This is a genomic window from Janthinobacterium sp. Ant5-2-1 (assembly GCF_001445815.1).
GTDB lineage: Bacteria > Pseudomonadota > Gammaproteobacteria > Burkholderiales > Burkholderiaceae_D > Janthinobacterium > Janthinobacterium lividum_E.
This window is the reverse complement of sequence record NZ_LNCE01000068.1, coordinates 23,486-48,352: the sequence shown is the minus strand read 5'-3', so window position 1 is coordinate 48,352 and position 24,867 is coordinate 23,486. Positions and strand designations below refer to the sequence as shown.

The window sequence follows — 24,867 nt, the reverse complement described above, 5'->3', positions numbered from 1 at the left end:
TAACTGGGAGCGATACCTTTCAATAGTTGGAATAGGAGGTCATTATGACCGTCGTTCGTTGGATGGGCATTCCATTGCTAGTACTGTTTCTTGTCCTATTTGTTAGGTGGATCAGTGTGTCGGCACAAGCAAATGAACGAGAGTCGGCATCGAAAAAGAGAGCAGCGCAGGTTCAGAAAGAGAGTGTCGATGGTTCTACATCGCGGGACGAATATGTCTTGGAAGTGATAGGACTTGGAGTGACCTTTGATCGGTATCGGCAAGCCAGACTATGGGATGCCTTACAAAAAGGTAGTGCTTTTACTTCTATCCGAGAACAGGACAAGAGCAAGTACGCGTGGAGTACCTTGGATAAAAATGGGGTCAGCGGAGGGCGTGCATACGATGCGATGGAGAATGGAATTAACTTTACACCGCTGTACTGGGGAGTGCCGTCATTTTATGCTGGCCCACCAATTCGTGATTTTAAGCAACAGCCTGAAGCTGGGGTACCTACGGCTGGATTGATTGCCGGCGCGGGGACTTCCGGCATGGCATGGCATTTGTTTTCGATAGCTCCCTGGAGTCTGGCTGAACATCCTGATAAATTGCTGCTCAACATCTTTGAGTTTTTTGATACCCATCCTGATGTGCCGTATGTGGTTCTGATGGCCGATGATAGTGCAGGGACGAGAGATGGTATCCGCGCGAAAGGGGATGCAAAAATGCTGCAGGATGGGTATTACATACCCGATATGCCTGATACCACCGTGGCATTTGTACTGGCACGGCGCGAACGTGTTGAACTTTTGCGGTCAGCGATATGGGACGACCCGGAAAATAAGTTCGTACAAGAGCAATTCAGAGCGATGTATTATCAATTGATGGAATCTCTGGCAAAACCAGATAAGGAATTAGGCGCGGAATTTCCTCCAATACTTCGTCAGCCCACCGTCGCCGAATGGCTCGCTGCTGCCACTGCCTTCGCCCAGCGGCCTGATATCCGCGGCGTGGGCTTGCATACCTTTGATAAACTCAATCCCTGGGAAAATCGCCCTCCGCGTGACTGGAAGCCGACGCCGTGGTTTCCCATTCCGTGGAACCGGGAACAGATGGAAACCTTCGACCGCTTGCCCTCGTTCGGTTTCGTGCATCGGCCCGTATTCGTCAAATTCGCAGATGAAGAGGGCAAGCCCGTCACGCGGCGTGAGCAGCGCCAGAAGATGTTCAATGCGGGTTGGCAGCAGGCGCTGCAGACCTTGCCTGAAGCGGAGCGCGGCAAGGGACCCGCGCGCATCGTGGCGGGCACAGGCAAGCAGCCCGAGCAGTTGCTGATGCTCGAAGGTATGTTGCATGACTATGCGTCACAGGGCGGGCCGGAAATCGACAGCAGCAAGAGCACGCAATTCATCAATACGGATCATCGCTTGGGTAATACCGGTGCGGCCACCTGGTTCATGCAGATGGCCATTGGCGTGATGGGCAGCTATCGTGATGGCGGCGCGAGTGCTGCGATTAATTTGCGCGACAGCAATGAGGCTAGCATCATCTTCATTACGCCGCCATCGGATGCCAAACGCCAGCAGCAGGACGCCAATGGCGATATCTTCCGCAGCCGCGTCACGCCGTCCGTCGATCCGGCCAACTACGCGGCGCCATCGGTGGAAGCCATCCTGGAAAGCCAGGCGGGACAATAACTCGGGAGGCAGCATGCGAAAAGTCATCCGTTTTGGGGACGCCACGTCGCACGGCGGCAAGGTACTCAGTTGTGCCGCCACACACTTTACGGTCAATGGCATTGCCGTCGCCTGCGTCGGGGACCTGTGCAGCTGCCCTGTCAAGGGGTATCAGGGCTGCAAGATTGCCAGCGGCTCGTCCCGGCACAGCATCAACGGCATCGCCATCGCCTTCGAAGGCGACATCACCACTTGCGGCGCCAGGTTGCTCGCTGGCGGCGTCAACTTCCGCACCTCCTGACCCCGCGTCCGCCTGCCATTTCCTGGTAACTATATAATCTGCGCTTGGGCGATACCCGCCCTTGAACGTCGATGAAGGAATGCCATGCCAGGATCCATGCCAGCTTATTTCGTGCGCCCCTTGGCGCTGTGTGTAGTGTCGGCCGTGTGCCTCTCTGCCAGTGCCGCCGAGGCCGTGGCGGTCGATGCGCAGCAGCGCGCGTCTCTGCTGGAATTTTATGCGCAGCAATATCCGGGCGAGCCGGCGGCGCGCACCGTGTTCGAGAGCGTGCCCGTGGTGGGTGGACGCGGCAGCGAAGTGGTGGGCAGCGTCGAAACGTCGCCGTATCGCGGCCATGGCGCGCTGTGCCGGACGCAGCGTACCAAGTTCGTTCTGCATGGCGAGGGCAAGCAGGCGCGCTGGCAGGAAGCGGGCATGGAGTATTACGCCTGGCTCGACCGTGGCACCTGCCGCGCGGTGGCCGAACCCGTGCGCATGCTGCAGCGCGTCCCCGATGCGGAACTGGAAGGCGTGTTGCTTTATCAAAAGTCGCTGCTGGAACGGGCGCGCTTGCTGATGGCTGGCAATACGGCGTGCGCCCCGTTGCGGGCGCTGAAATTTTCGCTGGCGGCCGTCGACGTGGGCGCCGCCGCACCGCGTGCCGAAGAGCGCTATGCGCTCGTGTTCAAGAGCGATCGCGACAGCTACGCCCGTGTCTGGCTGCGCAAGAGCGGTGCCCAATATGATGCGTGGAATGTGACTTGCCCGCCAGTGCTGTAAGCTGCGCACCCTCGATTTATTTTTTTGACTGTTGCAACCATGAACGAAAATTCCACTTCCGCCCGCAGCTGGGGCACCATCGTCACGCATAGCGACGAGATGGCCATCATCTATCGCTATGTCGATACTTTCCATGACGACTGGGACCTGTCGTCGCAGCCCGACCGCATCATCATCGCCTGGCGTTACGAGGACGAAACGGGCATGCCCGCGCCGAACGAGCGCGAGCACATGGAAGAGCTGGAAGCGGCGCTGGCCCCTGTGGTGGAAGAAGACGGCTTCGCCACCCTGGCGCTGGTGTCCACCGGTGAAAACTTGCGCGAATGGATTTATTACACGCAGTCGGGCGAAGAGTTTTTCAATCGTCTGAACACGGCGCTGGCGCCGCGTCCAAAGTTCCCGATCGAAATCCGCAGCGCCGCCGACCCCGCCTGGTCGACGTATGCCGGCTTCATGGCTGCCTTGCCGAAGTAATTACACCAGCGCGGCCGTCACGATGCGCGTGGCGGCCGTGATGATGTCCTGGTTCGTGTCCACTTTTTTCTGTTCGCGCGTGTAGTACACGGCGATGACCAGCGGCGCGCCGCTGGCCGGGTAGGCCACGCCAATATCGTTGACGCTGCCATACGCGCCCGAGCCCGTTTTATCGGCCACCTGCCAGCCGGCAGGCACGCCGGCACGGATGCGCTTGTCGCCCGTCGTGTTGCCGCGCATCCAGGCGTCCAGTTGCTGGCGCTGCGGTGCCGGCAAGCTATTTTCCAATAACAATTGCTGCAAGCTGTGCGCCATCGACGCGGGGCTGGCCGTGTCGCGCACTTCGCCGGGGATGGCGCTGTTCAATTCCGTTTCCCAGCGTTCCAGCTGGAACACCGTATTGCCGATGCTGCGTGCAAACGCCGTCACGGCTTGCGGCCCGCCCAAGAGTGTCATCAAGAAATTGGCCGCGCTATTGTCGCTGTACTGCAAGGTGGCGGCGCACAGGTCGGCCACGCTCATGCCGTCGGCCAGATGCTTTTCCGTGATGGGCGAGTAGGTGACCAGTTCTTTTTTCTCGTAACGCACGTGCTGGTCCAGCAAGCCCGGCTGGCTGACGCTGCGCGCCAGCACGGCACCCGCCAGCATGGCCTTGAAGGTGCTGGCCAGGGGGAAGCGTTCGTCGGCGCGATAGGCGACGCGCAGCTCGCTGCCCTGGCGCCAGGCGGCAACGCCGAGGCGTCCGCCTGCGGCCTGTTCCAGCGCGGCCAGTTGCGTCTGGGCGGCGGCGATGCTGGTGGCGGGCGCGGCAAACAGCAGCGGTGTTGGGCAGAGCAGGGCGGCGCCGCCGGCCAGCAGGAGGTTGCGGCGGACGTGGTTCAGGGATTCAGTCATGGTCTGTTAGTGTTTTCGGAGTGGAAAGGGTAGCCAGCAGTTCGCCGATGGCGAGCAGGTTGGCCGGTTTGGTCAGATGGTGGTCGAAGCCGGCCGCGCTCGATTGGCTGCGGTCGTTTTCGGCGCCCCAGCCCGTCAATGCAACGAGCACGACGTTGTCGCCCGCCGGTATCAGGCGCAGCGCGCGCGCCACTTCATAGCCATTCATGCCGGGCAGGCCGATATCGAGAAAAATGACGTCTGGCAAGAATTGCGGCGCCACGGCAAGGGCTTGCGCGCCATCGTGGGCCACTTGCGTTGCATGGCCCATCATGTCGAGCACGGCGGCGAGGGTAACGGCCGCGTCGACATTATCGTCGACCACCAGCACGCGGAACTGCGGGCCGCTGTCGGTAATGGCGGGTGCGGCCAGTGCGACGGGGGCGGCCGGCTGCGCCGCCAGCAGGGGCAGGCGCACGCTGAAGGTACTGCCCAGGCCGGCGCCGGGGCTGGCCACCGTGGCGCTGCCGCCGTGCAACTCGACCAGGCGACGCACCAGGGACAGGCCGATGCCCAGGCCGCCTTGCGCGCGCCCCATGTTTTGTCCCACCTGCGTGAACATGTCAAACACGGTCGTGATCGATTCAGCGGGTATGCCGACGCCACTGTCCTTGACTTCGATCAATGCCTCGTGACCATCGCGTAATGCGCGCAAGCCGATGTGGCCGCCGGCCGGCGTGTACTTGGCGGCGTTGTTGAGCAAATTGCCCAGCACTTGCGCCAGACGCGTGGGGTCGGCTTCGAGCGGCAGTGACTGCTCGTCGAGTTCCACTTGCAACTGGTGACGACCCGCCTCGATCAGCGGCATGCTCGTCTCCACGGCGCTGGCGATGATGGTTTTCAGATCCGTGCGTTCAAGCTTGAGTTCGATCTGTCCCCGCGTGATGCGGGCCACGTCCAGCAAATCATTGACCAGATGCACCATCTGATTGACTTGCCGCTCCATCACGTCGCGCACCCTCGCCACGGTGGCGGGCTTGTCGGCGGCCAGGCGCATGATCTGCAAGCCGTTGCGGATGGGCGCCAGCGGATTGCGCAGTTCGTGCGCCAGGGTGGCGAGGAATTCCGTCTTGCGCCGGTCCATTTCGGACAGGTTGTCGGCCAGCTGGCGCAACTGCTGTTCAGACCGCTTGCGCTCGCTGATGTCGCTGAACAATACCGTCAGCAGGCGGCTGCCGGGGCCGCCCAGGCGCGCGGCGAAGACTTCGAACCAGCGCTCCATGGCCACGGCTTCGTTTTCGTAGCGCACGGGCTCGCCGGTCTTGACGACCTGGTCGTACAGGTCGAACCAGTGCTGGTCGTGGTCGGGCACGAAGCTGCGGATGGTCTTGCCAATGGCGTTTTCCAGTCCCGACTGCTTGACGAAGGAGGGATTGCCTTCCAGGTAGCGGAAATCCACGGGGCGGCCCTGCTCGTCGTACAGCATTTCGATCACGCAAAAGGCCTGGTCCATCAGCTCGATCAGGGTGCGGTAGCGTTCCTCGCTGCGGCGCAGCGCGTCTTCCACCTGCTTCTGGCGCGTGATGTCGAGCAGGACGCCGGGCAATTGCAAGGGCGTGCCATCGGGCGCGTATTCCGCGCGGCCCCGCGCGATGACCGAGCGGTACTGGCTATCGCCGGCGCCGACGCGGTAGCTGGCCTCGAACGGCGTGTGTGTCTGTAGCGCCTGGGCAATCTGCGCGCTGACTTGCTCGCGGTCATCGGGATGGATGATGTCCAGGTAGCGCGCCAGCGGCGCCGCAGCGGCCGCATCGGCATTGACGGGGAACAAGCGCGCCATATTGCTGTCGGCCGTGACCCGGTCGGCAACGATGTCCCAGTTCCAGGTGGCCACTTCGCCGGCCGCCAGGGTCAGGCGCAGGGTTTCCTCGTTTTGCTTGCTGGCCGTCAGGTCGAGCGAGATACCGGACAGGCCGATCACGTTGCCGGCACCGTCGCTGGCGCAGGTGCCGCGCATGTGTGCCCAGTGCAGCGCGCCATCGGGCCAGCGCACGCGGATGTCGACTTCAAAATCGCTGGCGCTGGCGATGGCCGCGTGCACCACCGTTTGCCAGTGCTGCAGGTCGCCGTCGAGCATGGCGCCCGTCAGTTGCGCGTAATCGATATGGCTGTCAGGCGGCAGGCCCAGATTGGCCTTGAACGCATCGGAGCCAGCCATGCTGCCGCTGCCCAGGTCGATCTCCCACGTGCCCATGCGGCCGCCCTGCATGGCCAGGCGCAGCCGCTGTTCCGTCTGCCTTTGCTGCGTCACGTCGCAATGCGAGCCCAGCCATTCAACGATGCCGCCGTCGGGCGCCAGCACAGGCAGCATGCGCACCAGCATGTTGCGGTAGGCGCCGCTGACGTGGCGCAGCCGGTATTCCGCTTCGAACACGCTGGTCAGGTGCGATGGCATGACGTAAGGCAAGTTGCGGTCGTCCGGATGCAGGGCATTGACCCAGCCGCGGCCCAGCAGCTCGGCCTCGGTCTGGCCCGTGAAGGCACGCCAGGATGGCTGGTCGATATCGAACTGGCCGAAGGTTTTCGTGCTCCAGACGATGTCGCAATGAGCGCTCAGCAGTAAATGCGCCGCCTGGGCGGCGACGGTGGAGGAAGGGACGGCGTAGCTGGGCTGGCTGGGTTCTGGCATGACGGCAATTAACGATGGTGCAGGGGGGCCGCCGCCGCACTGGAATGGGGCGGCATGGCAGCGCAAGTCTGGCGATATTACAACTATTTTCACCCTCGGGGCTGTCTTGCTGGATGCGCATTCCGCTTTCGGCTGGCCAGGCGAAAAAGACGTGCCATGCAGCAAGTCATCAGGGGAAATAGCCAGACAAGGGCGCTATTGTGGCTGAATAACCACTAGTCGGCCCTTTATGTTGATGAATGAATATTTTACATAACAATATTCTTGCAGCGCACAAGGCGCTTGAATTAAATTGGCGCCTTACTCAAAAGTTGGTGTTCATCAGACATCCCGGAGATGCGGCCGCTACCGCTGTCAGCAAGCACGACAGCCAGGGCAGAGCCAATGACGCCAGGAGCGGAGAGACATCCGCTCGCGCTGCCGCACCATGATGGTGCGGACGATCATCCAGCGCCGTACATACGCCGGAGACAGGTTTCGCAATTCTTTTTTAAACTTCTGGGAAACAACATGATCAAGATGTCCAAGATGCACAAGCGGTTGTGCGCCAAAAGCGCCGCCATGCTGGCACTGTCCGCAGCCCTGCCTATCGGCTCGGCCTATGCTGATGAAGTCGCTGCTGATACGACTCCTGCGGCCAGCCAGCTGGAAACCGTGACCGTGACGGCGCAGCGCCGCAAGGAAAATATCCGCGACGTGCCCGTCTCCGTATCGCTGCTGCGCGATGAAAAGCTCGACGTGCTGGTCTCTGGCGGTCAAGATATCCGCGTGCTGGCCGGCAAAGTGCCGAGCTTGAACGTGGAGTCGTCGAACGGCCGTACCTTCCCTCGCTTCTACATCCGCGGCTACGGCAATACCGACTTCAACATCTTTGCATCGCAACCTGTTTCCCTGATTTACGACGACGTCGTGCAAGAAAATCCTATCCTCAAGGGCTATCCGATTTTCGACGTGGCTGGCGTGGAAGTGCTGCGGGGCCCGCAAGGTACCTTGTTCGGCCGCAATACGCCTGCCGGCGTGGTCAAGTTCGAATCCGTCAAGCCGAACCTGGACAAGGTTGAAGGCTATTACAACGTTTCCGCCGCCACGCACAACACGACCAATTTCGACGGCGCCGTCAACGTGCCACTGAGCAAAGAATGGGCGTTGCGCTTCTCGACCCTGCGCCAGCATCGCGACGACTACGTCGACAACACGTTTACGGGCCAGAAAAACGCGCTCGACGGCTACGATGAACACGCCGAACGCGTGCAACTGCTGTACGCGCCGAACACCATGTTCAACGCCCTGTTCAATGTGCACCAGCGCAGCACCACGGGCAGCGCGCGCATCTTCTACGCCAACATGATCAAGCAGGGCACGAACGATATCGTCGACGGTTTCGACCCGAACAAGTCGTTCACGAATGCGCCGAACTTCCAGCGCCTGCGCACCAACGGCGCCAGCGCCCGCCTGAGCTGGGATCTGGACGGTATTAAGCTGTACTCGGTCACCGGCTTTGAACAGGTCGGCAATTACGTGTCGCATGGCGACATCGACGGCGGCACGCCAACGGGCCCGGGCTTCATTCCTTTCCAGGTTGAAACGGCCGGCGGCATTACCAGCGTGAAGCAATACTCGCAGGAGTTCCGCGCCGAATCGAAGAATGCCGGTCCGCTCAACTGGCAGGCTGGCGTGTACTATTTCAACGAAGATGCCAACGGCTTCACCGACAACTTCAATACCGACACGCATGTGCTGACCACGCACCTGGCCAGCCGCCAGAAGAACTCGGCCTGGGCAACCTTTGGTTCCGTCAACTACGCCGTCAACGATGACTTCATGCTGCGTGCCGGCTTGCGCTACACCAAGGACAAGAAAGATTTCAACACGGTGCAAGCGACCAACATCGTGCAGGTCAGCCCGACCAGCGCCGATGTCAGCAAAGCCAAGGTCAACTGGGACTTGAGCGGCACCTATAAATACAACAAGGACGTGAACTTCTACGGCCGTGTTGCCACCGGTTTCCGCGCGCCAAGTATCGCCCCGGCCAGCACCAGCGTGCCTGTCACCGTGGCTGATGCGGAAACGATCACCTCGTTTGAAGCCGGTATCAAGGCCGATTTGTTCGAGCGCCGCGCCCGTGTCGCCTTCAGCCTGTACAACTACCAGGTGAAGAACCAGCAATTGACGGTCGTGGGCGGCACCTCGAACGTGACGCGTTTGATCAATGCAGCCAAGACGAATGGCCGCGGCGCGGAACTGGAACTGGAAGGTTTTGTCACGCCGAGCCTGAAGATGTCCCTGGGCGGCAGCTACAACTTCACGGAAATCAAGGATCCAAGCCTGTCGATCGCTACCTGCGCCCAAACGCGTTGCACCGTGACCGATTCGCTGACCACTGGCAACCGCGCCATCATTGACGGCAATCCATTGCCGCAAGCGCCGAAGTGGACGATCACCGCCACGGGCCGTTATTCGATCCCGATGGAGAACGGCGAATTCTTCGTCTTCACGGACTGGGCTTACCGCAGCAAGATCAATTTCTTCCTGTATGAGGCAACCGAGTTCACCGGCAAGCCGATGGTCGAAGGCGGCTTGCGCGTGGGTTACACCTGGGATGCAGGCAAGTATGAAATGGCCGTTTTTGGCCGTAACATCACCGACACCCAGCGCATCACGGGCGCCATCGACTTCAACAACCGTACGGGCTTCATCAATGAGCCACGTCAGTTTGGCGTGCAGTTCAAAGGCAACTTCTAAGAACACATAAGCAAACCTACTGCGCGTCGTGATTTGCGGCCTGCGATGCTCACTGTGCTAAAGCACAGCTCCGCTTCTCAGCCGCAACTCACTGCCGCTCGCTACGGTTTTCTTCAGTGTTCGGTTCCAGGGCCGGCCCTAGCGGTTGGCGCCTGCGCTCCAACCCGCCCGGTTCGCGCCGCGGCGGGTTTTTTTATGTGCGCTCGGGAAGTTGCGCCAGCCGCTGCGCCCAGGCGGGAATGGCTTGCCGCCAGAAATCTTCCACCTTGTCGGCACGTATGTCGAGGCCGAGGAAGCGGGCGGCCGGCAGCAACGCCGACGTCAGCAGTTCGGTGGCTTGGATTCCTGTATCGAAGGCGAGGGCGCCCGTCTGCTTGGACAGCTTTTCGCCGCTGTCGTTCGTGACGACAGGCACGTGCAGGAAACCGGGATGGGGCAAGCCCAGCACATCCTGCAAATACAGCTGGCGCGGCGTGGAGTCAAGCAAATCGGCGCCGCGCACCACCTGCGTGATGCCTTGCGCGCCATCGTCGACGACGACGGCCAGCTGATACGCCCAGTAACCGTCGCCGCGCAGCACGATGAAGTCGCCCACTTCGCTGGCCAGATCCTGCTGCTGCGGACCTGCCCAGCGGTCGGCAAACGCGTACACCGCATTCACCCCCTGCGGCACCCGCAGCCGCAAGGCCCGCGCCGCCTTGCCCGGCGCCAAGCCGTGGCGGCACGTGCCCGGATACACGGCGGCCCCATTTTTCGGCGCGCCCGCCTGCAAGTTCGAATCCTGGATCTCCTTGCGCGAACAGCCGCACGCATACACGAGGCCATCGTCCTGCAACTGCTTGAGCGCCGCCTCGTACAGCGGCAGCCGCCGGCTCTGCCACGTCGCCTCGCCATCCCAGTGCATGCCGCAGCGCCGCAGGCTGGCCAGAATGCCGACGTCGGCGCCCTCGACATTGCGGTCATAGTCCAGGTCCTCGATACGCAACAGCCACGTGCCCCGATGCACCTTCGCATCGAGATAACTGGCCATGGCCGCAACGAGCGAGCCCATGTGCAGGGGACCGGAGGGGGAGGGGGCGAAGCGGCCGATGTAGGGGGCGGTGGAGGAGAGCATACGGATGAAGGTTATTGACAGTAGTAATACGTGCTGGTGTTGCTATGAGCGTTGACTCATCCAAGTATCGTTCAGAGTGATATTCAAGTCAAATACGGCCCTGATTCAGAGAGGGATAGGATAGTCGGCCGACTGTAGCAATAGCGAACACAAGCGTTTTGCGCAACCGCAAGAATTAATCGTTGAATGAGGGCATCAATTGCATTTCGTAATGCATGTCATCGCGATGGCTCGGCGTTGCTGGACTACCGAGGAAACTGTTGCAGCCGAGTCCGCATTGTCCCGTGGCAGGCAGGGACAGGCCGTGCACGTCTTTGGCGCACAGCACCAGCACGATGTCGTAGCGTACGAGCGGCTGGCCGAAGAGCATGAGCATCTGCCGCAGCTGCTCGCTGGCAGGGGCGTGCGGCAGGAAGCTGGCGTGCTGCCTGGCAGTGAGCGGGCCCAGGCGCAGGCGCACGGCCAGGTCGGGACGTCGGCAGCGCTCGCCGACGAGGGCGCGCTGGCCCAGCACGGCATTATCCGCGCCCAGCGCCGTTTGTTCGCGCGGCGCCAGCACGTCCATGGCGCCCGTCGCCTCGTCGATGTGGCAGGGCACGCCGAAGTGGTCGGCGAGGATGCGCGCCACGACGATGGACGAGATGTTGCGCTGCTGGAGCAAGCCGCTGTACAGGCCGGCTGCCGCCTCGTCCTGGCACGGGCGGCATGCGGCCAGGGCGAGCAGGCGCGACAGGAAGTCCCCGCTGTGGCCGGCCTGTTCGATGCGGTATTTTTGCCAGGCCTGATAAAACAAGGCCACTGCACGGCTGAAAAACAGGTCGAGAAAGGCGCGTGCGCTGTTGTCGCGTTCGCTGTGCTGGTGCGCGGCAATACGTTCCGAATAGTGGCTGGGCAAGCTGCCTTGGCAACCCAGCAAGCCCATGAAGGTGGGCGTGAGGTGGATGTGCTGGCCGTGGCCGGACAGCAGTGCTTGCAGCAGGGCATCCGCATCGTTGATGCCGCCGGTCGCGAGTGCCTCGAGCTGGCTGGCGGGAAAGCGCAGCGAGACGCTATTGTCGAAGCGCACGAGCTTTGCCAGCGCCGTGTGCTCGTCGATGCCGTGTTCTGCCAGCCACGCCAGCAGCAGGCGCAGCGCCTGAAAGCACTCGAAGCGCTGCGGCGCGTCGAGCAGTTGCTGGATCACGCTGGCGTGGCGTCGGCGCTGCGTTCTGGGCATCGGATGAGTTCCTCGCCGCTGCGGTGCGACAGCAGCGTCAGTTGACTAAAACAGTTGAGCTGGCTGTTCAGAGCGAAATAGCGCTGCAGCACCTGGGCAAAAATATAGATGCTGTTGCCGACGAAGGCTTGCTCGTCGATGCCCAGTCGGATGGCGATGCCGGGCATCAGGGTGGGAAACGGCACGGTGGGCATCCACGCACGCGTACTGCCGTGCTCGAGCGTGGCGATGCCCTGGATCAGGCGTTGCGTGGTGGGCGAGCGGGGCAGGTCGTACAGGCCCAGCATTTTCTGGAGTTCGCCCAGGCCCGCTTGCGTGAGGCTGGAGTAGTTGAGCGACAGGTGCGCAATCAGCCGCCAGTGCGTACCGTTATCGGCCAGGAAACGCACGCTGGGCGTGGGCTTGCGCAGGAAGCGCGCGGGGATACCGTCGGGCACGTCTTCGGCCAGCAAGTCGCCGCCGGGCAAGCCGTAGTGCAACTGCGTGGGCAAGTCGCGGTTGCTGCACAGCAGCTGCGTCGAGACGGTGGCGCAGGCCGCGCTGCCTGGTGAAAACTGCGGGTCGATCAGGCTCAGCCGCATTTCATGGCCGGGGCTGATGGCGGCCACGGCTTCGTCGCGGCGCGCCAGCCAGTATTGGCCATGCTCTGCCTGTGCACCTTGCAGCGAGGCATACAGCGGCAAGAAAGTGCTCAGGCGCTCGCCGGCCTCGTCCTTGCGCACCACGGTGACGGCCTCGATGCTGTGGATGTCGTAGGCAAACGCATGCGTGGCATCGGCCACCAGGGCGTAGTCGGGCTCGGTATGCGTGAGGCGGATCGGCACGCCGGACTTGGCAAACAGGTTGACGACGGGCGTGCAGCCAAGCAGCAGGTTGTCGCGGCTGACGCCGGACAAGAGCCGCGCTTCGTGGCTGTCGCTGCGCACGCCCTTGAGCGGCAGGTGCAAGGTGAACTGGCGGCACTTTTTCGGCAGCCACGGGGCCAGCAACGACCATCCGATATCGATGAAGTGGAATTTTTCCGGAAACGCGAAATATTCGGTCAGCAGGCGCAGGGCCGGGTGCGAGCGGGCGGAAATGGGGATCAGTGCGTCGTCGTCCGCATAGCCGGCCGGCGCCAGTGGCGTGCCCTCGACAGCTTGCCATGGGCTGTGTTCATCCAGCGCCACGTACGCGCCAGCGCCGTGCAGGAACAGAGCGTCGAGCAGGGCCGCGCGCACGGAAGGTTCGCCATCGGCAAACAGCCTCAAGTTGGAAAAACCGGCTTGGTCCAGGTGGTACTGCTCGCTGCTGCTGGTGAATTGAATGCTGAGCAAGGCGCTGGCGCCATCGGGCAGGCGCAGGCCGGGCGGAGCGTCGATGATCGGCGAGAAATGCAGGCGAGAAATGGCCAGCGGCGCCAGGGTCACGTCATACGCGCTCGTGAATTTGCAAGCCACGCCCTGCACCGGCTGCGAGCGCAGCACCGTGCCGCGCGCAATATGCACCACCTGGGCCAGCTGGCTGCCGCCCGGCGCTTCGTCGGCGGCGATGCGCACGATGGAGCACGATGGAAAAGGCCGCAGGTAGTGCGGGTACAGGGTTTCAAGCAGGGAATGGGTAAATTGCGGATAGGCGTCGTCGAGGCGCTTGGCGACCCTGGCAGTGAGCAGGGCAACGGACTGGATCAGGCGCTCGACGTGCGGGTCTTCGCACGTCTCGCCGGCGATCAGCAGGCGCCCGGCCGCCTTCGGGTAGCGGCTGGAAAACTCGCGCGTGTACTGGCGGAACAGGCCCAGCTCGCGCTCGTAATACGGTAGTAGTTGTTCCACGGTCGCGCTCTCCTCCAGCAGGAAAGCTTCATGCTGGCATCAGGCGCGACCGTGAGTGTTGATGAATAACAATGAATTTTAGAAATGGTACTCCGCACGTATCATCGGCGTCTTCGCTGTCTGGCCCACATTGCCCGTGGTGGCGGGCGAGTTGCCGAACTTGTTCTTCCAGTACTGGTATTCCAGGCCCACGCGGAAGGTGTTCTTGGCGCTGCCCAAGGCCGCGCCCACGTCGAACATCACCTGCATGTCGATGTTCGTTTCCACCGCCGTGTCGCGGCCCACTTCATCCTTGCCTTTTGAATCGATGAGGTTAAAGAAACCTTCGAACGAGAACAGCGGCGACAGGGGGATACCCCAGGCGCCTGTCAGCATGGCGTGCGTTTTATACGTGTAGCGGCCCGTCACTTGCGAGATGGGCGGGAAGGCGCCGCTGGGGGCGTTGCTTTCGCGTAGCAACAGCAGACTGGTGTTGAAGAAGCCGGGCACGTCCCACATCAGGGTGGGGCCGGCCACCAGCATGCGCTTGCGCGAGTTGTAGCCGACGTCGTTCTTGGTGTTGACGTCGAAGCCCAAGGTGACGCCGACGCCGCGCACGGGGCCGAACTTGATGTCGCTGCCGCGCACCTTGCCGATGTCGATGGTGTTGCGGTAGACCAGATACGCTTCCTGCGCGCCGGACGTCTTGCCGAGCGCGCCAGGGTCCTTGCTGTCGGACATGAGGAAATCGAGATTGACGAAATTGCTGCCGTATTTGTAGCCGCTGGCGTGCGTGATGGCGAAGATGTTTTTCTTGATGTCGTCCGGATTGAACGGCTCGCGGTAGTCATTGCCGGCGCGCCAGCTCAGCGCGGTATCGCTCCATTCGGCAGCCTGGGCGGTCGCACCCACGCCGAGGGTGGTAGTGAGGCAGAGCAACAGACACGGTATGGTTTTTGGCACTTTCGGCTCCTGATGGCGGTGTTGGAAAACGGGAACTGGGATGGCTGGACGCGTAGCGCGCACGAAGCGTTGCGATGGGGGAGATTGCGCCCCGTTCAATCCATGATGCGAGAAGCACCGCGTCGGGCAATATGTCTTGTTTGCATAGTTACTATCAGTTCCTGCATATAATCATCGCACCTTCCCGCCCTTGCGGGGCAAGGCGGCCGCTGCAAAGCTGATAATTTTTTTCAAAATTGTATACAGGTGTTGTTTTTTTGTGGAAATAGAAATGCGCGCCGCCGTGCCCGCCCCCCAAGCGTCGCGGATGCCGATACGATAGAGACAGAGTGTTGATTTTTTCCACCGATCGACATCCCGCATACCACGCAGCGAGGCACGAAAAAAACAATGACGGCACGCCTGGAACTCCTCGATATCAGCAAGCGCTATCCGGCCGTGATGGCCAATGACGGCATCCATTTGACCGTCGCGCCCGGGCAGATCCATGCCGTGCTGGGCGAAAACGGCGCCGGCAAATCGACCTTGATGAAAATCATCTACGGCGCCGTGCAGCCCGATGGCGGCCGCATCCTGTGGAATGGCCGCGAAGTCGAGATCGCCAACCCGTCGGCCGCACGGGCGCTGGGCATCGCCATGGTGTTCCAGCACTTTTCCCTGTTCGACACCTTGACCGTGACGGAAAACATCGCCCTCGGTTTGCCCGCCGGCACCAACATGGCGGAGCTGGCGCAGCGCATCGAAGACACGGCGCGCCAGTACGGCCTGGACCTGGAACCGCAGCGCCACGTGCACACCTTGTCCGTGGGCGAATGCCAGCGCGTGGAAATCGTGCGCGCCTTGCTGGCCAAGCCGCAACTGTTGATCCTCGACGAGCCGACGTCCGTGCTGACGCCGGGCGCCGTCGAAAAACTGTTTACCACTTTGCGCCAATTGGCGGCCGAAGGCTGCAGCATCCTGTACATCAGCCACAAGCTCGACGAGATCCGCGCCCTGTGCCATACGTGCACGGTGGTGCGCGCGGGCAAGAATGCGGGCGTGTGCGACCCGTCGCAAGAGTCGGCGGCCAGCCTGTCGCGCATGATGATCGGCGCCGAGCCGCCCGCCGTCACGCGCGTGGCCCGCCCGCCCGGCGCGGCCATGCTGAGCGTCAAGAATTTGAACTTGCCGAAGAGCCACCCGTTTGCCACCCAATTGACCGATATCAATTTCGACGTGCGCGCAGGCGAGATCGTCGGCATCGCGGGCGTGTCCGGCAACGGCCAGCAGGAATTGCTGGCCGCCCTGTCGGGCGAGGACATGCGGGCCCCCGCCGCCAGCATCGTGCTGAACGGCACCCAGGCGGGACGCTTGCCGCCGGGCCGCCGCCGTGCCCTGGGCTTCGGCTTCGTGCCGGAGGAAAGACTGGGGCGTGGCGCCGTGCCCGACATGGGGCTGGCCGACAACGTGTTATTGAGTTTGCAGACACCGGCCACCATCCGCCACGGCTTCGTGCGCCAAAAGGTTATCGCGCAGCGGGCGGCCGCCATCATCGCCCGCTTCCAGGTGAAGGCGGGCGGGCCGCAGGCGCTGGCGCGCAGCCTGTCGGGAGGCAACTTGCAGAAATACATAGTCGGCCGCGAAGTCATGCGCGAGCCCACCGTGCTGGTGGTGGCGCAGCCGACCTGGGGCGTGGACGTGGGTGCGGCCGCGCAAATCCGCGCTGAATTGCTGGCGCTGCGCGACGCCGGTTGCGCGCTGCTGGTCGTGTCGGAGGAACTCGATGAATTGTTCGACATCAGCGACCGCTTGCTGGTGATGGCGAAGGGAGAAATCTCGCCGTCGCTCGACGTGGGCGACGCGAGCGTGGCCCAGGTGGGTCAATGGATGAGCGGGCTGTGGCCGCAGGAGGCAGTCCATGGCTAAGTTTGCCTTGCGCCTGGAAGCCCGGCCCGCGCCATCGCGGCTGATGTCGTGGCTGTCGCCCGTGCTGGCCGTCTTGCTTACCGTGCTGTGCGGCGTTTTGCTGTTTCTTGCGCTGGGACACGATCCGCTGGCGGGACTGGCCGTCTTCTTTGTCGAACCCTTGCGTGATGCGCACGGCTGGTCCGAACTGGGCCTCAAGGTGGCGCCTTTGCTGCTGATCGCCGTCGGCCTGGCCATCTGCTTTCGCGCCAACATCTATAACATCGGCGCGGAAGGACAGCTGACCCTGGGCGCCATCTGCGGCGGCGCGGCCGCGTTGTATCTCGATGATGGTGTCGGCGGCGCGGCCATCATCGGCGTCTCCTTGCTGGCGGGCATGGCGGGCGGCATGGCGTGGGCGGGCCTGGTGGCGTGGCTGCGCGACCGCTACAACGCGAGCGAAATCCTCGTCTCGCTGATGCTCGTCTACATCGCCCAATTGCTGCTGAGCTATCTCGTGTATGGCGTGCTGCGCGATCCGGAAGGCTTCAATTTCCCGCAGTCGAAACTGCTGTCGGACGGCTTGCTTTTGCCGATGGTGATCAGCGACACGCGCTTGCACGTGGGCATTGTCTTCGCCTTGCTGGCCTCGCTGGGCGGCTGGCTGTACTTGTCCAGAAGCATTGCCGGCTTCCGCCTGCGCGTGGGCGGCATGGCGCCCGCCGCCGCCCGGTATGCGGGCTTTTCTTCGCGCAAAACTCTGTGGTCATCCTTGCTGATTTGCGGCGCCCTGTCCGGCCTGGCGGGCGCCTGCGAAGTGCTGGGACCGATGGGCCAGTTGACGCCCACCGTGTCGCCCGGCTATGGCTTTGCCGCCATCATCGTCGCCTTCGTGGGGCGCTTGCATCCCGTGGGCGTGATTTTTTCCAGCTTCGTCATGGCCCTGTTTTATATCGGCGGCGAACTGGCGCAATCGCGCCTCGGTTTGCCCAGCGCGATTACCGGCGTGTTCCAGGGCATCTTGCTGTTCGCCTTGCTCGCCTGCGACGTGCTGATCCAATACAAACTGCGCTGGAGGAAACATGGATAACCTGGCCCTGACGATCGCGCCATTGATCGCCGCCAGCATCAATGCGGGCACGCCGCTGATGCTGGCTGCGCTCGGTTTATTGGTGAACGAAAAAGCGGGCGTGGTGAACCTGGGCGCGGAAGGCATGATGCTGGTCTCGGCCATCACGGGTTTTGCCGTGGCCGTCAACACGGGCAGCCCCACCCTGGGCTTTCTGGCGGGGGCGGGCGCCAGCATGGTGCTGTCCGGCTTCTTTGCATGGCTGACCGTGTGGCTGGGCACGAACCAGTATGCGACGGGCCTGGCTTTGTCGCTGTTCGGCGCGGGAGCGTCCACGTATATCGGCTTGAAGTACGTGGGCAACAGCCTGCAGAATGGCCGCTTCGGCATCCCTGTATTGGAAGATATTCCCGTGCTGGGGCCGGCCCTGTTCCGCCAGCATCCGATGGTGTATCTGTCCCTGCTGCTGTGCCTGGCCATCGCCTGGTTTTTGTACCGCACGCGGGCGGGATTGGTGCTGCGCGCCGTGGGCGAGTCGCCCGCGTCCGCGCATGCGCTCGGCTACCCTGTGCGCCGCATCCGCCTGGCGGCCGTGCTGTTCGGCGGCGCCTGCTGCGGTCTGGCCGGCGCCTTCCTGTCGCTCGTCTACACGCCGCTGTGGGTCGAGGGCATGGTGGCGGGACGGGGCTGGATCGCGCTGGCACTGACCACGTTTGCCACCTGGCGCCCCGCGCGCGTGGTGGGCGGCGCCTATTTGTTTGGCGGCATCACGATATTGACGTTCCACGCACAGGCGCTGGGCCTGCCGATTGCCTCGCAACTGCTGTCGATGCTGCCCTACGTGGCGGCCATTGTCGTGCTCGTGCTTATCTCCAGCAATGCCAATTACATCAAGCTCAACATGCCCGCTTCGCTGGGGAAAAATTTCAATCCCGGAAATTAATCACTGACCACAAGGAAAACCATGTCCAAGAAACTGTTGTGCGCCGCCGTTTGCAGTGCCATTCTGATGCCTGCCGTGGCCGCCGCGCCCGCTGCCGCTCCATTGAATGTCGGTTTTGTTTACATCAGCCCCATCGGCGACGCGGGCTGGACCACCCAGCACGACCAGGCCCGCAAGGAAATGGAAAAGGCGCTGGGCAGCAAGATCACCACCAAGTATGTGGAAAACGTGCCGGAAAGCGCCGATGCGGAACGGGTGATCCGCGACCTGGCGCAAACGGGAAGCAAGCTGGTCATCACGACCTCGTTCGGCTACATGAATCCCACCTTGAAAGTGGCGAAACAATTTCCTAATGTGAAGTTCATTCATTTGACGGGCTACAAGACGGCCGTCAACGTGGCCAACACGAATGCCCGTTTCTACGAGGGCCGCTACCTGGCCGGCGTACTGGCGGGCAAGATGAGCAAGACCCATGTGGCCGGTTATGTGGCGGCATTCCCCATCCCGGAAGTGTTGCAGGGAGTTAACGCTTTTACGCGCGGCATGCGCAGCGTCGACCCCAAGGCGGAGGTGAAAGTGGTGTGGGTCAATAGCTGGTTCGACCCGGGCAAGGAGCGCGACGCGGCCATCACCCTGATCGGCCAGGGCGCTGACGTGGTCACCCACCATACGGACTCGACCGCCGTCGTGCAGGCCGCGGAAGAAAAGGGCAAGTATGCGATTGCCTACCACTCGGATATGAAAAAGTACGGGCCGAAAGCGCAGCTGGCCGCCGTCACCCATCATTGGGGCGACTACTACACGAAGCAGGCCCAAGCCGTGCTCGACGGTACGTGGAAGTCCAGCAGCACCTGGGGCGGCATCAAGGATGGCATGGTCAAATTGGAAGGCATCAACGCCGCCGTGCCCGCCGACGTGAAACAGTTTGTATTGGCGCGCGAGAAAGACTTGGTAGCTGGCAAGCTCAATCCCTTCAGCGCGCCGATCAAGGATAACGATGGCAAGGTGCGCCTGGACAAAGGCGTGCTGGACGATGCGGCCCTGACAAAGATGGATTATTTTGTCGAAGGCGTGGCCGGTAAAGTTTCCGGAAAGTAATAGGTTTGAGTATAAACTTGCTGTAATATTGCCGGAAACGGGAGCCGGGCCGGGAGCGCATTCCCGGCCCATCCAACACAGCAGAGCCCGAACAGGCCCGTACCGGAGATCGACCCATGGACAGACTGGAAGTATTCAAGATTATCGCGCTGCAAGCGAGCAAGGGCGAGCTGACGTTCCCCGCCAACGTCAAGGCCACCTTGAAGCTGCAGGAAGCGCTGGACGACCCCGATTGCCATATCGAAGCGGCCGCCCGCATGGTCATGGCCGAGCCGCTGCTGTCGGCCCGGGTCGTGGCCTTGGCCAACTCGGCTGCCTACAACCGTTCCGGCAATGAAATCGCCAACGTGCGCGCGGCCGTCTCGCGCCTGGGCTTTGCCACCTTGAAATCGATGGTGGCGTCCGTCATCGTGCGCCAGCTGGGCAGCCAGATCACGGACCCGCAATTGCGCGCCAAGGCGGCCAAGCTGTGGGAGCATACAGCTCACGTGGCCGCGCTGAGCCAGGTGATCGCGCGGAAAGTCACGCACGTGGACGTGGAAACGGCCATGTTTGCCGCCATCGTGCACGAAGTGGGCGGCTTTTATCTGCTGTCGCGCGCCGAGGAATATCCGGGTTTGCTGGACGACAATACCGAAGACTGGATCGAATACGGCGAAAAGCTGATCGGCCGCGGCGTGCTGCGCCAGCTGCAAGTGCCCGACATGGTCTTGCAGGCTGTCGAAGGCATGTGGCATGGCGGCAGCACGTTCCCGCCCCGCACCTTGGGCGCGACCCTGGTGCTGGCCAACGATCTGTCGCCCATCGGTTCGCCCCTGCACCCGCCGGAAAGCGCCGCGCGGCGCCAGGCGGCGGCGAAGATCGATTTCGGCATCGGCGGCAGCACCCTGCACACCATCCTCGAGGAATCGGCGGAAGAGATCGAATCCCTGACGGCGGCCTTGCTGGTCTGAACGTTTCCTCTGCAAAATCCCCGCCCTTGCCGCGGGGATTTTTTTCGTCCGCATTTTGATCCCTCTTTGCCCATGGCATACAATCGCCGGCCCGGCTATCCGCCGGACCGCTTTCCTCCTCTTACCCAAAGGATCTTATGCAGAAGCTGTTTTCTTCCCTGACCTTGACCGCGCTGGCGTTTTCCGCCCAGGCCGCGACCGGTTTGCCCGTGGTGCAGGAAGCGCCCTTGCGCGCCCACCTGGCCTTCCTGTCCAACGATTTATTGGAAGGCCGGGGCACAGGCCAGCGCGGCGCCGACCTGACGGTGGCGTATCTGGAAACGCAGGCGCAGATGGCCGGCTTGAAACCCGTGCGCGGCAACAGCTACCGCCAGAGCGTGCAGATCGCCGGCGTGAAATCCTTGCCGCAAGAGAGCAGCCTGCAGGCGGTGGCGGGCGGCAAGACCGTGCCGCTGGCCTTCGGTCCGGACTGGGTGTGGGCCACGGGCGACTCCGTTGCCGCCCACACCTTCGATGCTTCACTGGTATTTGTCGGCTACGGCATCACGGCGCCGGAAGAGGGCTGGAACGATTTCAAGGGTGCCGATGTCAAAAACAAGATCGTCATCATGATGGTCAACGACCCGCAACCGACCGCTGCCGAACCCAACCGCTTTGCCGGCAAGGCGCTGACCTATTACGGCCGCTGGACGTACAAATTCGAGGAAGCCAAGCGCCAGGGCGCCGCTGGCGTATTGCTGATTCATACGAAACCATCGGCTTCGTACGACTGGAGCGTGGTACAGAACAGCTGGAGCGGCAGCGAACGTTTTCAACTGGCCGACCGCACGGCCGGCACGCCGCTGCAAGGCTGGATCGCGGAAGACGCGGCGCGCCGCCTGTTTGCGGCCGGCGGGCAGGACCTGGACGCCTTGCGCGCCCAAGCAGAAAACAAGGACTTCAAGGCCGTCGCATTGAATGCCAAGCTGAGCGGCGAAATGAAGTCGGCCGTGCGCAAGGTTGAACAGTTCAATATCGTCGGCATGGTGCCGGGCACGGATCCGGCACTGAAAGAGGAAGCCGTCATCTACAGCGGCCACTGGGACCACCTGGGCAAGCAAGGAGATACTGGAGATACGATTTACAACGGCGCCGTCGACAATGCCTCGGGCACGGCCGGCCTGCTGGCCATGGCGCAGGAAGCCGTGAAAAAGCCTGCCAAGCGCACGCAGATCTTCCTGTGGGTGGCGGCCGAGGAACAAGGCTTGCTGGGCAGCGCTGCGTATGCGGCCGATCCGCTGTGGCCCTTGAACAAGACGGCCGCCGCGCTGAATCTGGATAGCCTGAATTTCGTGGGCGCCACGCACGACATCGGCGCGCAGGGCAGCGAGCGCACGGAGCTGGGCGCCATGGCGGCGGCAACCGCCAAAGCCATGGGCATGCACATCGCGCAAGCGCGTCCCGACCTGGCCGGCGGCTATTTCCGCAGCGACCATTTCAGCTTTGCCAAGGCAGGCGTGCCCGCGTTTTCCATCAATGGCGGACGCGAGTACATCAAGGACGTGGAAAAGTCGAAAGCCAAGGCGTCCTCCTACGGCCCCCGCTACCATCAAGTCAGCGATGAGTACGATCCTAGCTGGGATTTGTCGGGCATGACGCAGCAGGCCCAGTTCACCTTGAACCTGGGCCTAGCCGTGGCGAACGCGGCGAAGATGCCGGCCTGGAAGGCGGGCGATGCGTTTGGCAAGGCGCGCGAACAGGCTGCAAAGTAAGGGGTGTTTGTGCCAACAATGTTGTCGGATTACGCTCTACGAGCTAATCCGACCTACGCCTGATACTGGTGAAACAAGCCACGTAGGTCGGGTTAGCGCGCCAGCGCGTAACCCGACAACATGGCTGGCGCTGCAGCGTCGGATCAGGCTGCCCGTTCCAGCCGCCGCTGCGTGTGCCGGTACTTGCTCCACACGATCAGCATCAGCAGCGGCATGGCGCCGCCTACCATGCACAGGGCGGGCCAGCCGCCGGCGGCAAAGCTGGCGCTGGCCAGGGCCGAGCCTGCCGATGCGCCGATGAAGCCGCCCGCGATGAACACGGTGGTCACCCTTGCGCGCGCATGCGGTGCCAGTTTATAGATGATGGACTGGTGCGTCACTTGCAAGCCCATCACGCCCATGTCCAGCAGGACGATGCCGATCAGCAGCAGCACCAGCGAATGGGCCCCAAAGCCGATCAATGCCCAGCCCGCAATGGAGGCCACGGCCAGCAGCCAGGTGGCCTGGCGCGCGTAGCCGCGGTCGGCCATGCGGCCCGCCGTGTTGGCGGCAAACGCGCCCGTGGCGCCCGCCAGGCCGAACAGGCCGATCTGCATTTCCGAATAGTGATACGGGGCGCCGCTGAGCAAGAAGGTCAGCCCCGTCCAGAATACGCTGAAGGTGCCCAGGCCCAGGCCCGAGAACAGGGCGCGCTGGCGCAGCAACGGTTCCTGGCGGATGATGTCGGCCAAGGAGGCCAGCAATTTTCCATATTGCAGCGTGCCACGCGGCGCCTCGTTCGGCAGGATGCGGCGCAGCATGACGAGCAGGGCGGCCACGACGATGGCGGCCAGCACGTAGACGGTGCGCCAGCCGCCGCTGATCTGCGACACGGTGCCGGAGACGGTGCGCGCCAGCAAGATACCCAGCAACAAGCCCGTCATGACGGTGCCCACCATGCGGCCCCGGCTGTGATCGGGCGCATACGAGGCCACCATGGCCGTGACCACCATCAGGGCGCTGGAGGTGATGCCCATCAAGACGCTGGCGATGGCAAAGATGATGATGTTCTGGCTGGTGGCGGCCAGCAGCAGGGCTGCTATCTTGGCAATCAGCATCCACGTCAGCAACTGGCGGCGGTTCAGTACGTCGCTGAGGGGGACCAGGAACACGATGCCCAGCACATAGCCGATCTGCGTGGCCGTGACCAGGTAGCCCGCTTGCGGCACGCTGACGCCAAACGAGGCGGCCAGCATGGATGTGAGCGGCTGCACGTAGTAGAGGCTGGCGACAAGCACGCCGGCGGACAGGGCGAACAACAGGATGCGGGTCGACGTCAGCAGGGCGCTGGCGTCTACGGTGGAAGGTGCGGATTTCATGCGGTTACAACTTTCTTCGAATGATGCTTTTGGATGAGCATGATAGCGGGGCTGCGCTTTTCTTGCCGGGCAGGCAAAAAAATCCCGGCGATCGTTGCCGACGGCCGGGAAAAGGGTATAGGGAAATATACCGAGGGAGAGAGTTAAAACTTACTGCGCGCTTGCCAGTTCCGCATGCACCTGCGCCGTGATTTCATACGAGCGCAGCCGGTGCTGGTGCTCGAAGATCTGCGAAGTGATCATCAGCTCGTCGGCGCCCGTTTCGGCGATGAAGGTGGCCATTTTCGCCTTCACGGTGTCCGGCGCGCCGATGGCCGTGCAGGACAGGACGGAGTCGAGCATGGCGCGTTCCTGCGGGCCCAATTGTTCGAGGTAGCCGGGCACGGGTGGCTGCAGACGCGACGGGCGGCCCGTGCGCAGGTTGACGAAGGCCTGCTGCATCGACGTGGCGCGCAAGTGCGCCTCGGCATCCGTATCGGCGGCAAATACATTAAAACCCAGCATCACGTACGGTTTCGCCAATTGTTTTGACGGCTTGAAATGTTCGCGGTAATAGGCCACGGCTTGCATCATCATCTGCGGCGCGAAGTGCGAGGCGAATGCATACGGCAAGCCCAGGTGGGCGGCCAGCTGGGCGCCGAACAGGCTCGAGCCCAGTATCCACACGGGCACTTTCGCGCCCTTGCCGGGTACGGCCAGCACGCGCTGGCGCGGCTCGTCGGACATATAGTCGATCAATTCCAGCACGTCCTGCGGAAATTGTTCCGCGTCGGACTGCAGGTCGCGGCGCAGGGCGCGCGCCGTCGTCTGGTCGGAGCCGGGCGCGCGGCCCAGGCCCAGGTCGATGCGGCCCGGATGCAGCGCTTCCAGGGTGCCGAACTGTTCCGCGATGACGAGCGGCGAGTGGTTCGGCAGCATCACGCCGCCTGCACCCACACGGATGGTTGTCGTGCCGGCCGCCACATGGGCGATGACGACGGCCGTGGCGGCGCTGGCAATGCCGGGCATGCCGTGGTGTTCGGCCAGCCAGTAGCGGTTGTAGCCCCAGCGTTCGCCGTGCTGCGCCAGGTCGAGCGTGTTCTTGAACGACTGGCTGGCGTCGCTGCCTTCGGCGATGGGGGCCAGGTCGAGTATGGAAAATGGAATCATGGTAGCGATATCGGGACGTGGTGGAAAATCACAATGGACGATTTGTCTATCCCCTGACGACAATAGGGTCGGCCTTGAAAGCGGCA

Annotated in this window: 19 protein-coding genes; 11 read left to right on the top strand and 8 right to left on the bottom strand. The window is 62.6% G+C overall.

Annotation, left to right across the window (positions count from 1 at the left end; genetic code table 11):
* Window positions 1–44: 44 nt before the first annotated feature.
* The 4 genes from ASN89_RS28330 (at window position 45) to ASN89_RS21150 (ending at window position 3,189) form a co-directional block, all read left to right on the top strand.
* Complete coding sequence (locus ASN89_RS28330) at window positions 45–1,676, top strand: type VI lipase adapter Tla3 domain-containing protein (protein ID WP_082654684.1); 1,632 nt, start codon at window positions 45–47, stop codon at window positions 1,674–1,676.
* 13 nt (window positions 1,677–1,689) lie between these two features.
* Complete coding sequence (locus tag ASN89_RS21160) at window positions 1,690–1,956, top strand: PAAR domain-containing protein (protein WP_058050657.1); 267 nt, start codon at window positions 1,690–1,692, stop codon at window positions 1,954–1,956.
* A gap of 84 nt (window positions 1,957–2,040) precedes the next feature.
* On the top strand, window positions 2,041–2,715 hold the full coding sequence (locus ASN89_RS21155) for a hypothetical protein (protein ID WP_152988640.1): 675 nt from the start codon (window positions 2,041–2,043) through the stop codon (window positions 2,713–2,715).
* A 39-nt stretch (window positions 2,716–2,754) separates the two neighbouring features.
* Window positions 2,755–3,189, top strand: a complete 435-nt coding sequence (locus tag ASN89_RS21150; protein ID WP_052755885.1) for a DUF695 domain-containing protein — start codon at window positions 2,755–2,757, stop codon at window positions 3,187–3,189.
* On the opposite strand, the gene bla is transcribed toward ASN89_RS21150, so the two are convergent.
* Window positions 3,190–4,083, bottom strand: a complete 894-nt coding sequence (gene bla / locus ASN89_RS21145; RefSeq protein WP_058050655.1) for a class A beta-lactamase — start codon at window positions 4,081–4,083, stop codon at window positions 3,190–3,192.
* The gene (locus ASN89_RS21140) at window positions 4,076–6,751 is read right to left on the bottom strand and encodes a PAS domain-containing protein (protein ID WP_058050654.1); all 2,676 of its coding nucleotides are present in this window, start codon (window positions 6,749–6,751) and stop codon (window positions 4,076–4,078) included. The genes bla and ASN89_RS21140 overlap by 8 nt, the downstream gene beginning before the upstream one ends.
* 510 nt (window positions 6,752–7,261) lie before the next feature.
* Between ASN89_RS21140 and ASN89_RS21135 the strand changes: the two genes are divergently transcribed.
* Window positions 7,262–9,493, top strand: coding sequence for a TonB-dependent receptor (locus ASN89_RS21135; protein ID WP_058050653.1), 2,232 nt, complete (start codon window positions 7,262–7,264; stop codon window positions 9,491–9,493).
* 193 nt (window positions 9,494–9,686) lie between these two features.
* Here the strand turns inward: ASN89_RS21135 and gluQRS are convergent, their stop codons facing one another.
* The 4 genes from gluQRS to ASN89_RS21115 all read right to left on the bottom strand — a co-directional run bounded on the left by gluQRS (window position 9,687) and on the right by ASN89_RS21115 (window position 14,525).
* Window positions 9,687–10,607, bottom strand: coding sequence for a tRNA glutamyl-Q(34) synthetase GluQRS (gene gluQRS, locus ASN89_RS21130; RefSeq protein WP_058050652.1), 921 nt, complete (start codon window positions 10,605–10,607; stop codon window positions 9,687–9,689).
* Window positions 10,608–10,782: 175 nt separating this feature from the next.
* Window positions 10,783–11,823: a type VI secretion system baseplate subunit TssG gene (tssG, locus tag ASN89_RS21125; RefSeq protein ID WP_058050651.1), complete on the bottom strand. Its 1,041-nt coding sequence runs from the start codon at window positions 11,821–11,823 to the stop codon at window positions 10,783–10,785.
* The gene (gene tssF / locus ASN89_RS21120; RefSeq protein ID WP_058050650.1) at window positions 11,787–13,634 is read right to left on the bottom strand and encodes a type VI secretion system baseplate subunit TssF; all 1,848 of its coding nucleotides are present in this window, start codon (window positions 13,632–13,634) and stop codon (window positions 11,787–11,789) included. The genes tssG and tssF overlap by 37 nt, the downstream gene beginning before the upstream one ends.
* Window positions 13,635–13,712: 78 nt before the next feature.
* Window positions 13,713–14,525: an outer envelope protein gene (locus ASN89_RS21115; RefSeq protein ID WP_092716215.1), complete on the bottom strand. Its 813-nt coding sequence runs from the start codon at window positions 14,523–14,525 to the stop codon at window positions 13,713–13,715.
* 441 nt (window positions 14,526–14,966) lie between these two features.
* On the opposite strand from ASN89_RS21115, the gene ASN89_RS21110 reads away from it, so the two are divergent.
* From ASN89_RS21110 to ASN89_RS21085, 6 genes are all read left to right on the top strand, one after another.
* Window positions 14,967–16,481: an ABC transporter ATP-binding protein gene (locus ASN89_RS21110; protein ID WP_058050649.1), complete on the top strand. Its 1,515-nt coding sequence runs from the start codon at window positions 14,967–14,969 to the stop codon at window positions 16,479–16,481.
* A complete protein-coding gene (locus ASN89_RS21105; RefSeq protein WP_058050648.1) occupies window positions 16,474–17,550 on the top strand; it encodes an ABC transporter permease in 1,077 nt (358 codons plus the stop codon). Before ASN89_RS21110 ends, ASN89_RS21105 begins: the two co-directional genes overlap by 8 nt.
* Complete coding sequence (locus ASN89_RS21100; RefSeq protein ID WP_058050647.1) at window positions 17,543–18,472, top strand: ABC transporter permease; 930 nt, start codon at window positions 17,543–17,545, stop codon at window positions 18,470–18,472. Before ASN89_RS21105 ends, ASN89_RS21100 begins: the two co-directional genes overlap by 8 nt.
* Window positions 18,473–18,493: 21 nt before the next feature.
* Window positions 18,494–19,570 carry a BMP family ABC transporter substrate-binding protein gene (locus ASN89_RS21095; protein ID WP_058050646.1) on the top strand — a complete coding sequence of 359 codons (1,077 nt, stop codon included), beginning with the start codon at window positions 18,494–18,496 and terminating at the stop codon, window positions 19,568–19,570.
* A 116-nt stretch (window positions 19,571–19,686) separates the two neighbouring features.
* On the top strand, window positions 19,687–20,523 hold the full coding sequence (locus ASN89_RS21090) for an HDOD domain-containing protein (RefSeq protein ID WP_058050645.1): 837 nt from the start codon (window positions 19,687–19,689) through the stop codon (window positions 20,521–20,523).
* A gap of 137 nt (window positions 20,524–20,660) precedes the next feature.
* Window positions 20,661–22,274 carry a M28 family peptidase gene (locus ASN89_RS21085; RefSeq protein ID WP_058050644.1) on the top strand — a complete coding sequence of 538 codons (1,614 nt, stop codon included), beginning with the start codon at window positions 20,661–20,663 and terminating at the stop codon, window positions 22,272–22,274.
* Window positions 22,275–22,417: 143 nt separating this feature from the next.
* On the opposite strand, the gene ASN89_RS21080 is transcribed toward ASN89_RS21085, so the two are convergent.
* Complete coding sequence (locus tag ASN89_RS21080) at window positions 22,418–23,632, bottom strand: MFS transporter (protein WP_058050643.1); 1,215 nt, start codon at window positions 23,630–23,632, stop codon at window positions 22,418–22,420.
* Window positions 23,633–23,782: 150 nt separating this feature from the next.
* On the bottom strand, window positions 23,783–24,781 hold the full coding sequence (locus ASN89_RS21075) for an LLM class flavin-dependent oxidoreductase (RefSeq protein ID WP_058050642.1): 999 nt from the start codon (window positions 24,779–24,781) through the stop codon (window positions 23,783–23,785).
* Window positions 24,782–24,867: the final 86 nt, after the last annotated feature.

Excerpts from the sequence above, each read along its gene's own strand:
- ASN89_RS21080 (WP_058050643.1), bottom strand. The coding sequence starts at position 23,632 with ATGAAATCCGCACCTTCCACCGTAGACGCCAGCGCCCTGCTGACGTCG.
- ASN89_RS21150 (WP_052755885.1), top strand. The coding sequence starts at position 2,755 with ATGAACGAAAATTCCACTTCCGCCCGCAGCTGGGGCACCATCGTCACG.
- ASN89_RS21085 (WP_058050644.1), top strand. The coding sequence starts at position 20,661 with ATGCAGAAGCTGTTTTCTTCCCTGACCTTGACCGCGCTGGCGTTTTCC.
- ASN89_RS21095 (WP_058050646.1), top strand. The coding sequence starts at position 18,494 with ATGTCCAAGAAACTGTTGTGCGCCGCCGTTTGCAGTGCCATTCTGATG.
- ASN89_RS21075 (WP_058050642.1), bottom strand. The coding sequence starts at position 24,781 with ATGATTCCATTTTCCATACTCGACCTGGCCCCCATCGCCGAAGGCAGC.
- tssG (WP_058050651.1), bottom strand. The coding sequence starts at position 11,823 with ATGCCCAGAACGCAGCGCCGACGCCACGCCAGCGTGATCCAGCAACTG.
- gluQRS (WP_058050652.1), bottom strand. The coding sequence starts at position 10,607 with ATGCTCTCCTCCACCGCCCCCTACATCGGCCGCTTCGCCCCCTCCCCC.
- ASN89_RS21140 (WP_058050654.1), bottom strand. The coding sequence starts at position 6,751 with ATGCCAGAACCCAGCCAGCCCAGCTACGCCGTCCCTTCCTCCACCGTC.
- bla (WP_058050655.1), bottom strand. The coding sequence starts at position 4,083 with ATGACTGAATCCCTGAACCACGTCCGCCGCAACCTCCTGCTGGCCGGC.
- ASN89_RS21155 (WP_152988640.1), top strand. The coding sequence starts at position 2,041 with ATGCCAGGATCCATGCCAGCTTATTTCGTGCGCCCCTTGGCGCTGTGT.
- ASN89_RS21100 (WP_058050647.1), top strand. The coding sequence starts at position 17,543 with ATGGATAACCTGGCCCTGACGATCGCGCCATTGATCGCCGCCAGCATC.
- ASN89_RS21160 (WP_058050657.1), top strand. The coding sequence starts at position 1,690 with ATGCGAAAAGTCATCCGTTTTGGGGACGCCACGTCGCACGGCGGCAAG.
- ASN89_RS21090 (WP_058050645.1), top strand. The coding sequence starts at position 19,687 with ATGGACAGACTGGAAGTATTCAAGATTATCGCGCTGCAAGCGAGCAAG.
- ASN89_RS21105 (WP_058050648.1), top strand. The coding sequence starts at position 16,474 with ATGGCTAAGTTTGCCTTGCGCCTGGAAGCCCGGCCCGCGCCATCGCGG.
- ASN89_RS21135 (WP_058050653.1), top strand. The coding sequence starts at position 7,262 with ATGATCAAGATGTCCAAGATGCACAAGCGGTTGTGCGCCAAAAGCGCC.
- ASN89_RS28330 (WP_082654684.1), top strand. The coding sequence starts at position 45 with ATGACCGTCGTTCGTTGGATGGGCATTCCATTGCTAGTACTGTTTCTT.
- ASN89_RS21110 (WP_058050649.1), top strand. The coding sequence starts at position 14,967 with ATGACGGCACGCCTGGAACTCCTCGATATCAGCAAGCGCTATCCGGCC.